At 61.9% G+C, this 20,188-nt stretch carries 8 protein-coding genes; 3 read left to right on the top strand and 5 right to left on the bottom strand.

Annotated features, from left to right (window positions below):
- Nucleotides 1-49 precede the first annotated feature (49 nt).
- The 5 genes from GTV32_RS16295 to GTV32_RS16275 all read right to left on the bottom strand — a co-directional run bounded on the left by GTV32_RS16295 (nucleotide 50) and on the right by GTV32_RS16275 (nucleotide 9,740).
- Nucleotides 50-778, bottom strand: coding sequence for an adenylate/guanylate cyclase domain-containing protein (locus GTV32_RS16295; protein ID WP_161061200.1), 729 nt, complete (start codon nucleotides 776-778; stop codon nucleotides 50-52).
- 7 nt (nucleotides 779-785) lie between these two features.
- Nucleotides 786-1,259 carry a Pycsar system effector family protein gene (locus GTV32_RS16290; protein WP_161061199.1) on the bottom strand — a complete coding sequence of 158 codons (474 nt, stop codon included), beginning with the start codon at nucleotides 1,257-1,259 and terminating at the stop codon, nucleotides 786-788.
- 83 nt (nucleotides 1,260-1,342) lie between these two features.
- On the bottom strand, nucleotides 1,343-2,260 hold the full coding sequence (locus GTV32_RS16285; RefSeq protein ID WP_161061198.1) for a hypothetical protein: 918 nt from the start codon (nucleotides 2,258-2,260) through the stop codon (nucleotides 1,343-1,345).
- A gap of 58 nt (nucleotides 2,261-2,318) precedes the next feature.
- Nucleotides 2,319-6,920, bottom strand: coding sequence for a DNA methyltransferase (locus GTV32_RS16280; RefSeq protein ID WP_161061197.1), 4,602 nt, complete (start codon nucleotides 6,918-6,920; stop codon nucleotides 2,319-2,321).
- A gap of 3 nt (nucleotides 6,921-6,923) precedes the next feature.
- Nucleotides 6,924-9,740, bottom strand: coding sequence for a helicase-related protein (locus GTV32_RS16275; RefSeq protein ID WP_343287359.1), 2,817 nt, complete (start codon nucleotides 9,738-9,740; stop codon nucleotides 6,924-6,926).
- A gap of 255 nt (nucleotides 9,741-9,995) precedes the next feature.
- Between GTV32_RS16275 and GTV32_RS16270 the strand changes: the two genes are divergently transcribed.
- From GTV32_RS16270 to GTV32_RS16260, 3 genes are all read left to right on the top strand, one after another.
- On the top strand, nucleotides 9,996-13,400 hold the full coding sequence (locus tag GTV32_RS16270) for a hypothetical protein (protein ID WP_343287358.1): 3,405 nt from the start codon (nucleotides 9,996-9,998) through the stop codon (nucleotides 13,398-13,400).
- Between the two features lie 257 nt (nucleotides 13,401-13,657).
- Nucleotides 13,658-18,331 carry a DEAD/DEAH box helicase gene (locus GTV32_RS16265; RefSeq protein WP_343287357.1) on the top strand — a complete coding sequence of 1,558 codons (4,674 nt, stop codon included), beginning with the start codon at nucleotides 13,658-13,660 and terminating at the stop codon, nucleotides 18,329-18,331.
- 34 nt (nucleotides 18,332-18,365) lie between these two features.
- A complete protein-coding gene (locus tag GTV32_RS16260; RefSeq protein ID WP_161061194.1) occupies nucleotides 18,366-20,162 on the top strand; it encodes an alpha/beta hydrolase in 1,797 nt (598 codons plus the stop codon).
- Nucleotides 20,163-20,188: the final 26 nt, after the last annotated feature.

Below are 20,188 nucleotides of genomic sequence, written 5' to 3'. Positions count from 1 at the left end.
GGTCTGGGAGACTGTTTTGTACGGGTCCCCAGCGTGATGCGTGATCCCCTCACGTGCAGTTCTCGTCGTACCAGTCGTTCATCGAGATATTTACCGCGTTTGCTGTGTAGCATTGTCGCGTCCAGTCTCTCGCAACCAATTTAGAGTTGAGCTCACTCAAGTTGGCTGCGAATGCATCGCCGATCATCATCGGCGGTACGAGAATGCCCTCGCTTCCCCGGGAAGCGAGTTTAGCGGCGTGATTTACAACGTCACCCATGTAGATCACGTCGGAGATGCCACTCCCGTTATATCCGGCTTTGATCATCAGTGCCCGGCCGTACGACATCCCGATGCCAATGCTGATTGGTGTGTTGTAGCCGGCCTTGCTGAGCTTGTAGTTTAGAACCTTAACTAGTGAGTTGGCCTGTGCGGCAGTGGAAAAAACTCCATCGATGTGAGCCTTGTATGGCGTGTTGAAAACGCCCCATACGCAATCGCCAACAATGTTGATCTCTCGTGACTGAGTATTTCCGTTAAGAACAGCCACTATTTCAGAGATGAAAGCGCGATAAAGCTTGGCGAGAGCTGGCCTCCTATATCTTTCTGGCAGTTTGGATGAATCCCTGATGTCTACGAACAACGCCGAACAATTGGCATAATAGCCGTTCGAATATGTTAGCTTTTCGCGGTCTGGAAGCTCGTTGACTTCCTCGTAGTTTGACTGAGATTGGGCGAGGATGTCATCTATGCGGGAGAAGCTGGAGATGTAGTTGTAACTCTTGTAGTTGCTATCCATGTTTCGTTCACCAGCCCATTGCAATGATTGTGGATAATGCTCCGAGCGTGAGGAGGTCAAGAACTAGGGCTCGGACCGCGTGATTGACCCACCTATACTTGCGCTGTGCGACGGTGGCGTTGGAGTGGATCTGGTGACTGATGTGTCGCACCAGGTCGTCGGGGCTTGTTGTCAAGGTGTGAAGAACGGAGGCGTAGCTTGGAGCGTTGTCCCTATAGGCGCGCGCGACGTCGTGGAAGAATAGCGGATTGACACCATCTTCCGCCCTTTTCTGTCCGACTCTTACGATTGGATACAGCCCGGTCATGGCACAGATTGCAGCGATAATGATGGCCGCGCAGCAAACGACTGCCGCGACGTTGAATATGCAGCTAGTATCGCTCCGATTCTTGACGAGGTTGAACAGTACGCCGCCGCTGACACCGGCAGCGGTCAGCACGACGGCAAGTTTTGCTTCGGCGTGCTTGACCCAATCGTTCACGAGCGAAAGTGCCTTCCACGCCTGGTCCGGATCAGGCGACGGTGTCGGCGGTTCCAGCTCCGTCGATCTTGTCCCTCGCCACCTCATCGCAGGCCGCGGCGGGATATTTGAGCCGCGCGCTCCGTTCGAGCTTTGGCTCGAATCGCAGTGCGCATCTGACTAGCTACCAGGTCTTTCCGTAGGTCGTTTGCATCGTTCCGACTTCGATCCCCCGCCAAAACTGCGGCGCAGTATTCGTCGCCGTGAGTTGTACACCAGTCAGCACTCAGGAGTCGGCCCTGGGCTTCCGGATCGTCGTCGGGTAATCGCTTAATCTCTGTGTCGGACCATATCTCGAGACTTGGACCATTACCGCATGGACAGCTGACGGATAAGTAGTCGTTCTTCTCGACGACGTCCCAGACGCTTCCAGTTACAATCAATTCGTGTCGTTCGGCGCCTTGTGCGGCTTTGGCGGCGTAGTTCACGGCTTTGCCCGCCCACACCGGCTCTTGTTGCGCCGGATTTCTTGGCGTGCCAATGCGTTTCGCGAGTAGACGGCTGCTCGCGATACCGACCTTGAATCCGGTTTCCGGCAGGTTCGGCCACTTCTTCTCTAGGCGAGCTACCATACTCGAGCTGAATGTCTTGACCGTGATACCTGCACACACCGCTCGCTCATACCGCTTTTCGCCCCAGAAGAGAGCGAAAGCGCCGTCCCCTTGAATCGCGAGAAAATCTGCGTCGAACCGGTCGAAGATCTTGACGACGCCGCCGGTGCTGGATTCATAGATGCTGGCCGTAGATGCATCGTGCTTTCCAGTGCCGAGCTTCGTTGAGTTCTTCAGGTCGGCAACGAGAGCAACAGCGTCGTTGAGCTTGTGCCACCGGCGGGCGATGACCGGGAGATTGTCAACGTCGAGGTCACCGCCCTTGTTCACAACATCTGGCTTAGAGGCAAGTTCAGTTCGCACGGCTTCGTCGAGGTCGCCTAGTAGTCCGGATAGCTGGACCGAGGTCATGGATTTCTCCTTACGGATAAGGCCTCACGGTTGATCGTCTTCATCGGGTAGCTGCTCCTCAGCTCGATTCCCCGGCCGAATCGATCAGGGCGCCGAAATGCTTGTGGGCGAGACTCATATCGCGTTCGCGATCGACTCCGGTGAATGGCTCCTGGTAGGTGACGCCGTCGACGGTGAGGTCAGCCGGCTTGAGGGAGCCATTCTTGCGGTACTCGGATGCGAGCTTGCCGGGTGGCTGGCGGCCGGCGGCGTCATACAAGGCGTCGCGCTCGTACTTTTGCAACACCGGGAACTGGGTGCGGTAGATCGTCAGCAGCTCATCCGCCGTGATGCCGAGCATGATTGCGACGATCGCGTCGATCTCGACGAGGGCCTGGCGGCGGTCGGCGGCGCGACGGAGGGGGGTGGCCGACCCCCACTTGGTGTCTACGTCTCCAAGCATCACGCGGCCTGCGTAGTCGATGCCCACGCCCGGAACCCACGAATCATGTTGCCATGTAGAGTCGTATAGCTCGTTCCAAAGCGCAGCGTAAGGGCGGACAAGGCAGTTTAGGCGGAGGGTTCGCAGGATGAGTTGCTGTTCCAAATAGTGGTTTCGGATGCACGGCAGACGATTGATATTGCTCACATAGAGATCAGAAATACCCGCTGCTTTGACGAAGAAATCGACCGGAATCGAAGCAAGCGATCCAGCGATTACGGCAAGATCGGTGTGTGTGTTTGGTGCCGCCGTTAGGACCGCATTTACGTGACATGGTCCCGGCGGCAAGATTGCGGGATGGACGCTACGAACGGTTGCTGAATCGGCCATACGCCGCCAGGCGAGGCGGAAGAACGATGAACTGGGTTCGTCGTGCCACTTCGGGTAGGCGGCGGCGTAACCGTCGTACTGCTTCGCTACCTGGTAGTTGGTGCGGGGGATGAAGTCAGCGTCGAGTGCACAGAGGTCGAGTTGCTCAGTATCCTGTCGGCTCTTCGGATTCGGCTTTGGTTGCTGATAGAGCGGCGTGGCGACTGTAAAGTGCGGCCCTTGCAGGATCGCGTCCTCCCACCGGTCGGGGGTCGTGGTCCGAGCTTCAAAGAATCCGAGCGTGCGGTCGCGGTCCTCTTCCCACCCTCGTGTCCACTCAAAGCTGACATCGCCGAGCCGCGGCGCAGCCGAGATCTTTTCTAGGACCTCGGCGCTGGCGCGGTTGACCGGATAGAGCATGCGCGCTTCGTCGGCAGGAGTTCCTGGTTCATCAATCAACTCAGCCCAGCCAGTCAGGACTCCCACATCGACGTTAACAACGCGCTGCTCGTGCGGGCGCATGTCCCACTGATCGTTGTCATCTCGAACACCGGGCTCCGGTCCGGAACCGTCATGCACGAGGGACCTTTCGGCGACTGACGGGTGGTACAACCATGCGCCCTGGATGAAGCTCACATTCGGAGACGCGTGCCCGTAGATGTGAACACCGAAGTCTCGTTTGTCGCTGATCTCGCGGAAGATGTAGGTGTTGTTCTTGAACTGCCAGTGGCGCCTGAGCCTATGATAGCTATCTCGACGTAGGTTCTTCGCTCGAAGTTCGGTGAAGTGACTCTCAGGGTGGATCAGTGCCGAAATTCCGCGTGGTGCTGCAGATCTCCAAGTGCGCTCCATGAAGCAGCGATACAGGTCTGGCTGCAACCCCGTGAGGACTGGACGATCAACACCTGACCCGAGGCTTTCCTTCGTGCCAGCCTGGGCTGCCCGTTCGGTGAGGAAGGTATCCCGTGCTGCCGCATCGTTCAGCGTGGTTTCGCGTTTGGCGCGCTTAGCTGCCTCAGCAGCTTTGTCCGCGAGCTGCCACCACGGGTCAAACTCGGCGAGAACCCCGGCTTCATCCCAGTCCGGCCGCACCCACGGCGGATTTCCGACCTGTAGGTTGAAGCCACCAGCCGCGAATACTGGTGCGAAGTCGAGCTCCCAGTGGAAAAAGCCCTGGCGGTCGCCGATCTGTTGCGCGACATCGAGCCACGGGAACTGGTGGTAGACATGACCGACCGCCATCGCGCGCGACAGCAGCAGGTCGTTCTCCTCGGCGAACCCGAGTTCCTGCCAACTGGTGTCGCGCCCAATGCTCAGCTGACCGCGACGCTCGGCGGCGGTTTCCTTGACGGCGACGCCGAGTAGTGCCTCAAGACCGCCGACCCACTGATCCCAGTCTGGCGGATCGAACTGCGACGTAAGCGGCCACGACCAGATCGCGCACCACGCGTCCATCACCCGCCGGAGGCGCTGATATGCGCCATTCGGGTCGCTCAGGACGTTCTCGATTTCCTCACGAGTCACCGCGGGGGTGTGCTCGACCAGGTCCGAACCCCACAGCTGAATGTCGCGGCGGATCTCGGACTCCGCGATCGTCAGCCGACGTAGTGTGAACTCCCACAGCGTCTCCACCCGTTGCGCCAACGACTGCAGGCGCTTGACGATCGCCTTGCTCGGCGACTTACGAATCTCGTTGCGCCACAGGCGCAGTTCCTCGCGCTTCTCCGGCGCGTACGTCTTGGCTTCGGCGGTGTCGATCACAGCGCCCCAACCATCCGACGGCAGGAGGAAGTGGTGGATGCCGGCACCGATCTCCTCGCCCAGCGGCGCGTCCTTGGCCGGCGTTCTGAGCCACTGCTTCTTCGTGAGCAGGCTCGGCGCGTAGACCGAACGCCGCGCACCAATGAGCGAGTTGCCGCGACGCAGGTGCAGGCCAAACCACGGGGCCTGCAGGCCGGCGACCATGGTATCCAGCCACAGTGAGATTTCCGCCAACTCGACGGCGGTGGCGTTGAGGTCCACGCCGTAGACCTGGTGGAGCGCGATGTGTGCCTTCACCTTCTGCAACTCGACAGGATATTTGTCGGGTTCGATCAGCTTGCCCAGGTCTTCCTGCTTGCGCTTGAGGTACTCGGCGGCAAGCTGGCGGACCGCCTCGATGGCGAACGCGCCGGACCCGAGGGCGGGCTCGCAGATGGTCAGGGCGAGGATCTGCTCAGGTGTCGTGCGTTCGTCGTTCTGGTCGAGCAGCTCTTCGAGGGCTTGGGAAACAACGAACTTCGTCAGCACTTCCGGGGTGTAGTACGACGCCGACTGCTGACGTTCGCGGCCGGCGAGGCGGAACACGAACGTGCCCTTGCGGTGCAGCACCGGCTTCTCCTCGCCGGTCGCCTCGTCGACCGCGCGAACAAAATCCTTCTCGTCGAGATGATCAGAGCGGTCCACCGGGACCACCCACGAACCCTTCTCCGGATCACCGTTCTTTGCGACCTCGTACAAATCTTCCTCGGCGAAGAACCCGGTGTAGCTCATCAAGCCTTCGTAGACCGCGCCCAGCTGGTTGATTCCTAGCTCCGCGTAGGAGATGAAGCCGCGCTCGGCGCCCTTACGTCCCTTCGATTCCTTTGACAGCAGTAGCTGTTCGAGCACCCGCTGCGTGGCCTCGTTACCCAGGCCCACCTCGTCGATCAAAGCCGTCGCCTCGGGCTTGAAGAGGTCGGCGCGCAGCGGCTGGAATTCCAGGCCCGGTGCCGGATCGTCCGCGACATTCTCCAGCACTGCCGGCGAGTGGCCCCGGTCGACGAGCCGGAACAGCGTCGCCAGCGACTCGTATAGATGAGTGCCAGTGCGGGCCTGCTCCGACACCAGCTCGGTGAGCGTCAGCTCCCGCAGTCGGTCCAGGCCGTAGCCCTCCTCGTACTCCGCGGCGCCGGTCGGCAGCACCCGCATCTCCGGGGACGCCTCCGCGTACAGCAGGAACAGGATCCGGTACAGGAACCGCAGCGAATGCTTGGCCAGATCCTGCCCGTCGATCCCGTCCAACGTCAGGCCTTTTGCGGCGCGGCGGCGGACCACGTCGTTGGCGATGATCTCGATGGACAGCCGGATGCCCTCACGCAGATCCTTCGACACCCCGACGGTGTGCTTGACCGAATCCTCCAGCACCCCCGCCCACCAGATGTTGCCCTCCGCGTCCGGCAGCAGCGCCTGGCGTCCGAACATCGCGGCGACGCGGTCGATCTCGCCGCCCTTCGCCTCGTGTCGGCGCTCGGCGACCACGAGCAGGTCCACCGCCAGGTAGCGTCCCTCCGCCCACCGTTCGGCCTCGGCGAGCAGCAGCCACTGCCCGGCCTGGACCACCACGAACGACGGCGGCGCATCCGAGCGGAACGCCGCCGACACCGCCTTCGACGCCGACTCGATCGGCTTGCCGTCCTCGACGGCCGGCGAGATCAGCAGACCCGTCTCCAGGTCGAGCAGGTCCTCGATCGACGTCACAGGAACCGCCTGCAGGAACAGCACACTAGCGGTGCCGTCGAGCTTCGCGTCCGGTATCTCCAGCTCGGAGCCGGCGCGTTCGGCGGTGAACGTCGACAGCGCGGCCGGGTAACCGAACGTGGTCCGGGCCAGGGCGTGCGCCTCCGGTGCGGCATCCGGGTTCTCCGCGAGTCCGGCGAGCGCGGTCTGCAGGGCGCCGGTGGCGGCGAGCAGGTGCTCGCGGACCGTCGCCCGGCCTTCCTTCTTCTCCGCATCCCACAGCTTGCGCAGCTCTAGCACCTTGCCGTGGAACGACTCCTTCGCCGAGTCGGTGGTGAAGTAGTGCTCGCTGATCCAGTCCTCGCCGATGACGATGGAATCGAAAGACGCCACGACCTACTGGTCCTTTCCGGAGGCGTTGGGAACGATGAGCAGCAGCGGGCGCACCAACTGCTGGGTGGGGGCGAGGGACTCGGCGAGACGCTGCTCCTCCGCGATCCGGCGGGACAGGGTGTCCACCTTCTTGCGTTGCCCGCCAAACAGTTCCAGCTGTTCTGCGCCGGCGCGCCAGCGGTCGGCGCGTCGCCGCCACCGGTCCAGCCGCTCGGTGGCGGCAGCCTCCTGCGCGTCGAGCACCATCTGCATCGCCGTCGTGGCCTCGTCCACCGCAATCGGCACCAGCTCCCGGTACCGCTCCGCGTCGGCGACCGCCCCTGGGTTCGCCGAGCCCGGCCGCAGCCCGGTATCGGAGGTGAGGAAGTCGAGGTTCGGCAGCGTCTCCACGGCGCAGAACGACGGATTGTTCGGATTGGGGAACTCGGCGGTGGAGAACACCCGCGAGATCAATTGACCGCGCCGGTTCATCAACGTGCCCATCAGCAGCACGGTGGGGGAGTCGACGTCGCCGCGGATCACGAAGATCTGGTTACGGCCCAACGCACTCAACGCGCGGTCACTGGCCCAGTCCAGCACCGGGTGCAGCGGTCCCAGGTAGTGCGCCTCCGGCCACGTCGTGTTGGCGACACCCTTGCCCTCGCGGGCCGCGGCGAGCTGCGCGTTACCCACCTCCGGGGAGGTGGCGAGGGTGAGCCGTTCGAGGACCTTGCCGTGCTGCAGGTAGTTCTGCGGCAGCTGCCCGAGCCGCTGCCGGAGATCCCGCGGCGGCGTCAGCTCCGCGACCGCGTGGTTGGCGTGAACCGTCCACCCGACGCCGCCGTCCTCGAGCGTCGCGTGCGGCACGTCGTGGAACGCGGCCTTGAGGGCCTCGTCGAGGAACGTGAGGTCGTCGGCGTACAGACACTGTCGCGGGGCCTGCGGCAGCGCGGCCTTCGGGTCGTCGTCCGGGGTCTCCGCGAGGTCGAACTGCGCGAAGAATGCGTCCAGATCGTCGCCCGCGGCCACGTCTTCGACGTCGCGGATCTGCTCGTCGAGGCTGGACTTGCCGACCAGGACGTCGCGGATCGCGTTCTCCTCGTCCGTCACCGAATGCTTGCCCATCAGCGACGCGACGTCACCGAGGGTGCCGTGCGCCTGGTTCTCCCGCTCCAGCAGTCTGGAGAGCACCCGCAGGTCACCGGAGAAGTCCGGGTCCGACGGTTCCAGGATCAGCGACGAGATCACCGGCGGATGCTTCTGCCCGTACCGGTCCACACGGCCGTTGCGCTGCTCGATCCGGATCAGCGACCACGGGATGTCGAAGTGGATCAGGTGATGGCACTGCGCGTGCAGGTTCACGCCCTCCGATGCGACGTCGCCGGTGACCAGCACCCGGATCGGGGACGTCTCCAGCTTGAAGCTGTCCACGATCTCCTGCTGCTCGACGTCGGACAGGCCGCCGTGCAGCATCGCGACGTTCTCCGGCTTCAGCCCCAGCTGCTTCGGCAGGTGCTCGGTGAGCCACCGCAGGGTGGCGACGCGCTCGGCGAACACGACCGCGCGGGTGGGTGATTGCTTTCCGACTCCGATGTCTTTGAGGCGCTGCACCAGTGCGGCCTGTTTGCCTGCCGACTCGTTCAGAGCTTTCGCATTCAGGTCGTCGAGGGTGTTGAGGGCGGCGAGTTCGGCGGCTTGGTCCGGGACTGATGCGTTCAGCTTGGCTCGCCGCTGTTTGATCGACTCCGCGAGTGCCGCCGGCGACGAGAGGAACGCTTTGGCCAACGTCCAGGGAAAGAGGGCTGCCGTCTGCCCCGAGTAGGGAGAACGGCCTGTTGGTGGGTGTAGCCACGTGTGGGCGAGTTCGCCCGCGACGGCATCTTCGGCCGGTGATGGAGTCACGAGTGTGTGTACCGGCTCGGCCCGCTCGGCCCAGTCACTACCCACCTCGGCCGCGACCTCCGGGTGGTGGCGGTGCCGTCGAATCAGCAACGACGCGACGTCGTCCTTGGTGAAGGTGCCGTCGGCGGCGACCGTCGTCGGGTCCAGCAGCCGCAGCAGCTCCGCGAACGACTCTTCCTTGCCGTTGTGCGGCGTCGCGGACGCCAGGATCAGGGCTTCGGTGTTCGGGGCGAGGACGCGGGCCAACTCGTTGTTCTGGGTGCCGACGTTCGTCAGGTTGTGCGACTCGTCGATGACGACCGCGTCCCAGTGCTGCCGCTGCAGGTGAGCCTTATAGCGGGGGCTCTTGAGCGTGTCGATCGAGATGATCGCCCGCTTGAAATACGTGAACGGGTTGCGGGTGGCGGGGAGCTTCTGCCGCACTTTCTGGATTCCCGCCGAATCTAGTCGGACGAACGGCAACGCGAACCGGCACCACAGTTCGTGTTGCATCTGCTCGAGTACGTGCTTCGGGGTGACGATGAGTATCCGCTCACCACGTCCTCGTCGAACCAGCTCCGACAGGATCATGCCGATCTCGAGGGTCTTGCCCAGACCCACCGCATCCGCGATGAGGATGCGGGGCCGGATGTGCTGCGGGTCGAGGGCCTTCGCAACCGCTGCGCGCTGATAGCCGAGCGAATCGGCGAGCATCTGCGTCGAGACCGTGAGCGTTTGATCGCCGTACGGGAACGGAGTCTTACGTAGCAGTGCCTCGAGCCACAGGCGTGAGTCGCGGTACCCAGATGATCCGTCGGCGACAACCTGCGCATCGCGCGGGTCCTGCGGTTCGATCTTGTCCAGACTTGAGTAGAACGTGGCGGTCGTGTCTTTGACCAGCTCTGTTAGCCCTCGTCCCTTCACTAGCCAGCCGTCGGAGCCTTGCTCGGCCGCAGTCACCAACCATTCCTCATCGCGCACTACAACAATCGAGCCGGGCGCAACATTCAGCTCTGCGGTCGGTGAAGAAATGGTGCGGCCCTCCGAATCACGTTGTGTGCTCAGAAACGTTATCGCGTTGTCCGAGCGATTCATCACACTGAGGGCCGCAGCGCCGATGGCGCTGTAGCTCGACCAGACGACAGTCGTGCATTTGACCTTCGCTGTCAGTCGCCTATGGGACAGTAAATCGCGCTGACCAGCGAGAGGAAGCACGTGAGTACATATTTGGCGGACCAGGCAAGCGACGAGGACTTCCGGATACGCCAGTTGCTCGACGGAGTGAGCCTGTTTTTCGAGCTCAATCTCAACGAGGACGAGCTTCGTCGCGCCCAGGAACTGTTCGGTCGCCTGACCGCTCGGGAGATCAACAGTGGCACGCAGTCGACGCTGATCAAACGATATCCCGCGCTGACACTCACGACGATGATCGGTCACGCCGGCCTTGCTTACGAGCAGGGCAAATACTGGGATAGCTTCTGGGACGAGCTCAGTATCGACCGTGACCAGGATTTCGAGTCGCAACTGAGGCATTCGCTGCCGGATCTACTCCGCAAGTTCAAGCTCCGCGAGTTTGCCGACTTCACTGGACCGAACTATGTGCTGGCGATGGCGATGCATTCCGGAATTCCGGTGCACTGCCTTGGTGACCTGGTCGATGTGATCGAGGAACAGGTCCAGCAGGGCAGGGATGCCACTGGTGCCGCACTGCTTGAGTGGCTGACCGAAGCGGGGATGGAGTACCGGCTGAACCGGCTAGACGTCCCGGTCCGCAACTTCCTTCGGCTCGGCGGTGAGACCGCCGTCAACATCCTCGATCGCATGATCGAGTTCCTCACCTTCACTCTCGAGCAGCCCGACGTGTGGAACGACTTGGAGCTCGAGACCGCGACGACGGGGCTCCCGACCCTGATCCTTGAAGGCCTGATTGAGCGGGTCCGCGACCGGCCGTTCCTGTCCGCCGTGGGCGGCGGCGGTGGAAGCCGCTCACTTCGGAGGTCCGGCCCTTCGATCACCTATGCGATCGACGCTGACGAAATCGTGGTGGGAGTTCCCTACCCCACTTCCGAGGGCGGTTCTCCGTGGAAGGTGACGGCCGGCGGCAGCACCCGCGAAATTTATGCGGAACGCGGCTGGGGCGTCGACGGCGACGATGAACACCCGCTGACCCCTGTGTCGATCACGACTGCGGCTCGCGAGGTGACGATGCGTCACGACGCGTCAGGCGCCACCTACCGAGTACCGATATTCGATACTGCCGACCCGCTGTTGCTCTTCACTCCGGACGGTCGGCTCATCGCACGCCACAGTGCGCTACCGCGAGGTCTCGTACTGGCTGTTCACCCCAAAGACGCCACCGTGATTGATGCCCTGACACACGAATCGATCCGCGCTGTCGACGACGCGCGGGCGCCGTCCGGTTGGGTCGGGTGGCGGGCCCAGCAACTCGATCTCGCAGGTCACTCCTCGATTCTTCTCAAACGTGCCGACAATAACGGACCAGTCCGGGGCGTCAAATCGCTTGGGTCTCCGACCTTCGTTCCTGGCGCAGCTATACCGGGTCTCCACACTCCCAGCGGCCTCACTGTGTTTTCAGAGCGCCCCATGGTCGATCTGCCGCCACACGTCGGCGACGAGCCTGAGTTGTGGCGAGTTCGAACCCGGCGGGTCGGCGATCCGCACTGGCTGACTGACGAAGATTGGGAATCCGATGCCGAGGAGACGTGCCTAGACCCCTTCGATGGCGCTGAGGAAGCCCTCCTCGGCCAGTACGAGGTCGTCGTCAGTGGTGAGCTGGGGTCCGACCAACGACACACGCTGTTTATCGCCGAGGGCCTCGACATAGACTATGGCCTGCCGTTCCGGCGGCCGGTCTCCCGTGGACTGAGTCCTACCGTTTGCACGATTAGCTCCGCGAGTGACCTTCCCGTCGACACCACCGAGATCACATTTGAAGCGACGGATCGAGAGCAACATCTTCGAGTCGGCACCGCGGGACACGGATACCGACTCGTCGTCCGACCCCCACACGTCGAGTTCCGCATCGACGATATAGGCACACCGGCGCAATGGCGTACCGCTCCCCTTGCACTATCTCCCGCTGATCTCGAACGCCATGCGGTGATTGCAGTGCGCGTTCCCGGTGCCAACCGTGTGACTTTCTCCTTGTTGGCGCAGGACGGGGGTGTCCTACAAAGTGAGGACCAGGACCGTAAATCCAGCAACGTATTTCAGGTGGCGTCGCGACTCTTTGTGGACACTGCGCGTGGTGCTGGAGCGGCGCGACTGGTTGCGGCCGTCACCGATCCCGAGGGGACTCGCCATGAGATCACACTCGCAGAGGTCCGCCCTGCCAGGCTATGTAGCGCAATCTCACTCAACGGTCGAGAACTTGTGTTCACGGATCTGACGGACGCCGATGATCTTGGCGTATGGATCTGGTCCGCCACCGCGCCGTGGACTCCCGTGACTCGACTTTCTATCGTTGGCGGCCGCGCGCACTTGCCGGACGACTTGTACGAGGCCGGCGACTTGATCGCTCAAGTGTTCGTCGACGACCCGTTCGCCGTCATCGCACGTCCGCGGCGGCCGGACAGTGACGCGTTTCGTATTTTTCAGCCCGGTTGGTTTCGGGACCGCTATCGGGTGCTCGACGGTCTCGCTCAGTACCTCGCCGGAGAGGGACAGCTACCGCTCGTGTCCGCGGCCGCTGGTGGTGCCTGGGCAGCGCTGTCCCTACTCCCGTGGGATAAGACCGACTCCCGTTCCGAGCGTAAGAGAGTCGGGCTCATCAGAATCCTCGCGAAGGACCCGCGCTCTTCGCTCGAAGCACTCGGGAACAGCATCATCTCTCGAGACGAGATGATGGCCTTGCTAATTGAAACGCAACTCATCGACCGTCCTTACTCCGCGAGCTTCACGCTCAATGAGCTTCATCAGCATCCGTGGATTGGGTGCATGGTCGAGATCGCTGACCTACCGGCGCTCCAGGAGAAGGGCAACAGCGTCGCAGACGAACGCGCCGAAACCTTGGCCTATCTCAGAACGCAGGGCGGCGATGACCTCATGGCGCTGTTGCGTTCAGGGAAAATGCTTGACGACCGCGCTGGCGTGTTTAGCCACTCCGATGCTCGCTACGACGCGATGGGTGACGAACGAGTTGCCGAGATCTTCGAGTTCGCAAGGATTGTGCCAGGACCACTTCTCGACGCTGACACACGAACGAGTGCGGCGTTCGAAGCATTCCAACGGCGCCTCGAGTGGAGTGCCGACCCGATCTCCCGCGAAATTTCGAGCCATGTGAACCGCGCGCTTTCCGCAGTGAAGAAGGTCTCCCCCGTCCTCTACGACGCAATAAAGGCGCGCAACGAAGGCCTCGATGGCGTCGATCCAGTCGAGCATCCGTGGATGTTGTTGTCGGTGCACTCGCTCACTCTGGCTGCCGTGGCTCGACTCGAATCGCGGGGGGAGTTCGAATACTCCCCGATGACAGCCGACATGCGACGTACGTGGGCCGTCATGGCGGAGTACTTCCCAGCGATGGTCGCCGGAGACCTACTCATTGCCGAGGCCCTCACCGCCTACTTGAACCATGGCGACCTGATCGGAGAAGGCGAATGACTCCCCGGCTCGACCCACTCGCAGCTGGCGCGGCGATTGACGCTAGCTATCGTCGGTATCTCAAGACCCTTCTAGCGCCGCGAGACCCCCAATTGGCGAGTGCGTTCGACAGTGTCCTCGATGGCTCGGACCTTCTCACCAAGGGCCCCCTTCTCGAAGTAACGCCACCGTACGCACCAGGAGCGTCGCTGGCGGACCTGATAGAGGATAGGACGCTACATCGCGACTTATCGTTGTTGGATAGCGACGCGCTGCCCATGACGCGGCCGCTGTACCAGCATCAGGAGACTGCGATCCGCAAGGTCGTTGACGGACGCAACCTGGTGGTCAGCACGGGCACTGGCTCCGGCAAGACCGAGAGTTTTCTGGTACCCATCCTCAACTCACTCATTGAGGAACGCGCCAGGGGAACGCTGGGTCCCGGCGTGCGGGCACTGCTCCTGTATCCGATGAACGCGCTCGCCAACGATCAGCTCAAGCGGCTCCGTGGACTCCTAAAAAAGATGCCGGACATCACTTTCGGGCGCTACACCGGCGAGACTGATCAGTCGAGACGCGACGCCGAATCTACCTTTCGGGCAGCGAATCCTGGCCAAGAGCGGTTGCCCAACGAGCTGCTCAGTCGCGAGGAAATGCGCGCCAACCCACCGCACTTTCTTCTCACCAACTACGCGATGCTCGAGTACCTGCTTCTCCGACCAGCAGACCTCGACCTGTTCGATGGCGAGCACTCGGGCACCTGGCGGTTCATCGCACTCGATGAGGCGCACGTCTATGACGGAGCCCAGGGAGCCGAAGTTGCTCTCTTGTTGCGGCGGCTGCGACAACGCGTCGGCCGGGACCGCCCGTTGCAATGCATCGCGACGTCCGCGTCTCTGACTGGCAAGACTCCAGAGACACAAGGTGCTGAGGCAACGACATTCGCACGCAACCTCTTCGACGTGCCGTTCGAGTTCGTTGCCGACGATCCCGCTCGGCAAGATCTCGTCATTCCGACTCGGCTCCGTCGCAGCGACACACCAACGTGGAGCATCGACGAGACTGAGCTGACCCATCTCGCGGAGCCAAACGCCGACCTCGACGGTCTCGCTGTCCACGCGCCGAACGGCGACCTGGCCGATGCTCTGCACACCGAGAAGCACATCAGCGACCTGCAGGCCATCCTCGCTCGCGGCCCGGTCAGCGTTCACGAACTCGAGTCTCAGCTGTGGCCGGAATCGGCAGATAGTTCTGCCAACCTAGAGGCACTCGTCGCTCTTGGTTCGAAAGTGACCGATTCAAGTGGCAACCCCGTGTTGTCCGCGCGCTACCACCTGTTTGTGAGGGCAACCGAAGGAGCTTTTGCCTCGTTCGGTGACGACGGACCCACAGTCCTCCTAGGCCGCCACGAGGTCGATCCCGCTACAGGTCGCGCCGTCTTCGAGTTCGGCACGTGTCAAAGATGCGGTGCGGTACACCTCGCCGGCGAGCGCGAGGTAGTGCAGGGCCGAGAGTTTTTCCGCCCGGCGAAGAAGGACGGGCGCGTGAGATGGCTTGTTCTGGCGGATACTTCGGCTGACACGATGATCGACGAGGACGAGGCAACCCTGGCTCAGGACGGTGAGTCGCCAGCCGAAACACACGTCAAGCATTTGTGTGCGGGGTGCGGCGCACTGGGCTCCGGCGACTGTTCGAACTCGGCATGCCCGGGCGGGCCGAGCCTTCGGGTTCGTGAGCACGCGCAGTCTTCAGCAGTGATGAGCAAGTGTACGGAATGTGGTGCTCGCGCTCGTCAAGTCATCCGCCGACTCAGGACCGATACCAATGCGGCACCGGCAGTCATCACCACCGCCCTGTATCAGCATCTCCCACCGGCGTCCGACGAGACGGTTGAAGAGGTTGGCGAGGGTCGAAAGCTCCTGATGTTCTCCGACTCCCGCCAGGCTGCCGCGTTCGCCGCTCCATACCTCGGCAAGACCTACGGCCGGATGATTGAACGCCGCTACCTAACGATGGTCCTCACTGATCCGAAGTATCGCGGCGAGGAGCTCTCGGCTGAAGATCTGGCTGACTTCGCTGCCAAGAAGGCTAAGGACGCTTACCACTTCGAGGAGACAGCGACCCGCTCGACGATCAAGCGCACGGTCCATCCGTGGGTGATGGCTGAGTTGATGGCGCTGGACCAACGTCAGTCTTTGGAAGGTCTGGGCCTGATGGCCGTCCGGATGTTCCGCTCTCGGCGCGCACAGCTGCCGCCGGCGTTCGCAGCCCTGGGGCTTACTGATGACGGGGCGTGGGGCCTTCTCGATGAGTTACTCAAGATCGTTCGGCTTCAGGGCGCGGTCACGCTGCTCGACGACGTCGACATCAAGGCGGAGATATTCGAGCCCCGAAACACTCAGGTCCGAATCCGATCGATGAATTCCGATGCCAAGAAGCGGATCATCAGTTGGTTGCCCGCGGGGCGACCGGGGACGACGAACAACCGGATTCTCTTTATCCGCAAGGTGCTCACGGCCCTTGGAGCAGAAATGCCGCCGGAGAAGCTGCTTGATGGATGCTGGCGCTTCCTACTGGACCAAGGGATGTTCGAGACCGTGGCGGACAAGACCGCCGGTGACGTGTACCAGGTCGACCACGCCAAGCTGCGGATACTTCCTGGTGCTGACGCTGATTGGTATCAGTGCTCATCATGCCGCCGGCTTACCGCCAACAACGTCCGCGACGTGTGTCCGCACGGATCATGTGACGGAACGCTTACTGCCTTCCGCGTGCCGGAGGTCGACGCGGATGCCAATCACTACCGCACGCTCTACCGAACCATGCGACCAGCTCCCTTGTCAGCGAAAGAGCACACAGCTCAGTGGGAATCCAAAGCGGCAGCGGCCATCCAGCGCGAGTTCATCGACGGCAAGGTGAACGTGCTGTCGTGCTCCACCACTTTCGAGCTCGGCGTCGATGTCGGTGACCTCCAATCGGTGGTCCTCCGCAACATGCCGCCGAAGACCTCCAACTACGTCCAGCGTGCGGGGCGTGCAGGACGTCGTGCGTCGTCTGCGGCACTCGTGCTCACCTACGCGAAGCGCAGCTCGCACGACCTCTCCAAGTACCAGAACCCGGAATCCATGATCGCAGGCGAAATGCGGATACCGTGGGTCCCGATCGAGAATGAACGCATTGCTCGACGGCATGCCCACTCCGTTGCATTGGCCGCATACTTCCGTCATCGGTACGAGAATCAGGGCCTAATGTGGAAGCATGCTGGCGAGTTCTTCTCGCCCGACGACAGTGGTCAAGATTCCCCCGCATCCCAAATTCGCCTGTTCCTCACTCCAGTCCCCGATCCGGTGGAGTCCGCTATACGGACCGTGCTCCCACCAGCCTTGGCCTCAGATATCGGGATCGATGACGGCAGCTGGGTGGACGCACTGTGTGAGCTGCTCTCGATTGCTGAGCAGGATATCCGCAATGACATCGACACTTACAATGCGCTGATTGAAGATGCAATCGCCTCAAAGAACTTAGGCCTGGGCCGACGTCTCCAAATGACGCTTCAGACGATCGAGAGCCGTCAGCTACTAGGCTACCTCGCCAACAAGAACATCTTGCCGAAGTATGGGTTTCCGGTCGACACAGTCGAACTCCGCACGTTGCATTGTGAGAGCGACGTCGGTGCACGGCTCGAGCTCTCCCGTGATCTCGGCCAGGCCATCTACGACTACGCACCAGGTAATCAGGTCGTTGCGGGTGGCAAACTGTGGACGTCGCGCGGACTCCATAAGCTTCCGAAACGCGAGCTTGTCGAACTGAAATACCGCACATGCGGAACCTGCGGTCAGTTCCAGTGCGGTACTGAGCTTGACCCGGATGAGGCATGTCCAAGCTGTCAGCAAGCATTCAAGCGAATCCGCACCTTTGTCGTACCCGAGTTCGGCTTTGTCGCCGATCGCCAGGTTGAGGATGTGAAATCTGAACCTCCGCAGAGGCGCTGGGGTGGTGATAGCTATGTCGAGGATCTCGGAGATGTGAGCGACCCGTTCCCTTGGGAATCCACCGGGGGCGTCGAAGTTGAAGCGCGCGCCGGCACTCGAGCGCGCATGATCGTCATATCCGATGGGGGCGGACCTGGCTTTCAGTTGTGCGGCCGGTGCGGCTGGGGCACACCGGCCACAGACAACACCTCCCGGGGGAGCAGTCACCGAAGGCCGGCGACCGGTTCCTCCTGCGATGGTTCAGTTCGAACCGTCTCGTTGGCCCATCGATACGAGACCGACATCGCCGAGTTTTCTTTTAGCTCCGTCTCATACAACAAGTCCTCCGAATCACAATGGCTATCCGTTCTCTACGCCCTCCTCGAAGGCGCCTCGGAGGCGCTGGAGATCAGCCGGGACGATATAGACGGAACGCTCTCCTGGACAGGCGATGGTCGGCGAAGCATCGTCCTCTTTGACACTGTTCCTGCCGGCGCCGGAGCCGCCAAGAACATCGCCGAGAACCTCGACCGGGTCATCCAATTCGCTGTCGATCGAGTGACCCGTTGCGATTGTGGCGCCGAGACCTCTTGCTACGGATGCCTCCGCTCGTTCCGGAACGAGCGATATCACGATCAGCTGACACGTGCAGGAGCCCTAGAGATCTTCGCGGCGCTCAAGGTTGAGGCGTCCAAGGACCTTGTCGATGGCCCTTGGGGTGAGACTTTGGCGTACACGCCACCGTCTGTGGTCGAGCTGCTCACGGCGCTGTCCACACGCGGTGTCGCCAAACCTGAAATTGGTGTTGAACTCGGAGAGCACTATTGGCCCGTCGAAGCCGTGTGGGAGGCCGCTCGAGTCGTGCTCGTTGACGATGCCGACGCTGACCGAGATGCGGACCTAACGAACGCTGGCTACACCGTCGTCAGAGTTGCCGAGACGGAACCTGACGTGCTTGTACCACTTCTACCGACGGCGTAAAGTCCCTCGATTTTTAGAATGCTAAGGAGATAGCGTGAAACTGGTGTTCCTCCACGGAGTTGGGGATGGCAATGCTGACCAAGAGTGGCTTGCCGGACTCAACCGCGGGCTCTCTCGAATCGACGCACCGTCGATCTCCCCAGAGGATGTCATCGCACCTCGATATGCGAGTTTGTTGAACACTGACGGGATAAAGTCGAAACACCCGGGGGTTACGTACAAAGTCAAGAATGACCACGATGCCCGCAGAGCATTCGAACGGCGGCAAGCTCGCGTACAGCGCATGCTGCGGCGGACAGGTGATGTTCGAGCGTTCGGCCTTAACGGCTTCCCAGATGTCGTGGTGGAATCTATTCAGACCGTGGGCATTAACGTCGCGCCCCTAACCGTAATGAAGCAGGTCAAGCGGTACCTGTCCAATGAGGAACTCCGGGGCGCGGTTCTCGGCAATATCCTAGATGACCTGCCAACGTCGGGCGAGATTGTGCTTATCGGACACAGTCTCGGGAGCGTCATCGCAATCGACCTACTGGACCACCTGCCGGAGAAGCTCCACGTGAAGCGCTTCATCACCGTCGGAAGTCCCGCCGGTTCAGATCCGCTTCACCGGGGCAGCGATCGCATCCTCAAGCGATCTCCCTATGCGCGAGTTGATGACTGGTCGAACTTCCTGGACGCTCGAGATCCCGTGACCGCAGGACGCGGGCTTGCTCGTATCTTCCCTGGCGCACAGGATTTTCAGATCGGAGGCGCACCCAAACACTACGCCCACCTCTACCTTCGGCACCCAGCTGTCGCACGGCTAATCACTGAGGTGATGCACGTGGACTCCGAGCAGCAGACTGACATCTCCGCGGAAAATAGTGTGGTGCTCCGGCTCGGAGACCAAGAAGCCGGCTCGCTACTCGCCCTCGCGTACGCAAATAATGTCGCGGGCCACATCAGCGATCGCGATACCAAGGACCGTTATGAGGATGCGCTCAACGTCCTGCAGGACAACTTCGTGCAAGGACTCCTCGCGCTCAGCGGAGAGGGAAGGCAGCTCCCGCCCGAGCTTGTCGAACTCAGCAAGGATCGCGTACCTCCGCTGCCTCGCCGCTGGGATCTCACTGAAGCAGTCACACAAGCGGTTGTCCTCGCATTTACCAACGTGCTCGACCCTTATGAGATCGAAGTCGGGGAGGCGCGTGTTAACGCCGTGCCGAACCTGTTTGTTGAGCTGGGCTTCCGCAGTGGCGTTGGAGACAAGGTGAAAGCGGCGGTCACCGAGGTGACCGAGTGCCTCAACAGCGACAAGGGCCTCTTCAGCACAAAGACCCGAGTCATGATGGCTGCGGCCGGTGTCGCCCTTCTCGCTGCCGGGCCAATCGGCCTCGCTGTCGCGGGATCGGCCACTGCGGTGGGTGCCGCCGCCATAACTAGCAGTCTCGCCGCATTCGGTCCGGGTGGCATGGTCGGTGGGCTAGCAATGCTTGGAGGACTGGCGTCGACAGGGGCAGTAGTAACCACCGCCGCTGCCACTGTTCGCGGCGGCGCCGGGCCAGTGTCGCTCGACCCGACCAGTATGGCGATCCAAGTCGCGACAGCTCATGCGCTGAAGCAGGTGGGTGAGCCGCACGACGCGGACTTGTGGTCGCGTCTTACTCTCGCGGAGAGCCAGATCTCGGCACAGCTGAACAGACTGTCAGCATTCAGCGACGAAAGAGCCTCCACAAAGCTTCAACTCGCCAGCACGCTCGTGGTCGTCGAAAAGCTCATGCAGTTCATGCGCGACCACAGCTTGGTGCCCGTGGAACTCGAGGCGATACAGGCAGCGATGGCGCCCAACTGACGTCCTTCAGATTCCTCGGCACCATT

It is taken from the genome of Gordonia sp. SID5947 (assembly GCF_009862785.1).
Classification (GTDB): Bacteria; Actinomycetota; Actinomycetes; order Mycobacteriales; family Mycobacteriaceae; genus Gordonia.
The sequence above is the reverse complement of the archived record's forward strand: the minus strand, read 5'-3'. Positions and strand labels throughout refer to the sequence as shown.

Coding starts and splice junctions, on each gene's coding strand:
- GTV32_RS16265 (WP_343287357.1), top strand. CDS start 13,658: ATGACGCGGCCGCTGTACCAGCATCAGGAGACTGCGATCCGCAAGGTC.
- GTV32_RS16295 (WP_161061200.1), bottom strand. CDS start 778: ATGGATAGCAACTACAAGAGTTACAACTACATCTCCAGCTTCTCCCGC.
- GTV32_RS16285 (WP_161061198.1), bottom strand. CDS start 2,260: ATGACCTCGGTCCAGCTATCCGGACTACTAGGCGACCTCGACGAAGCC.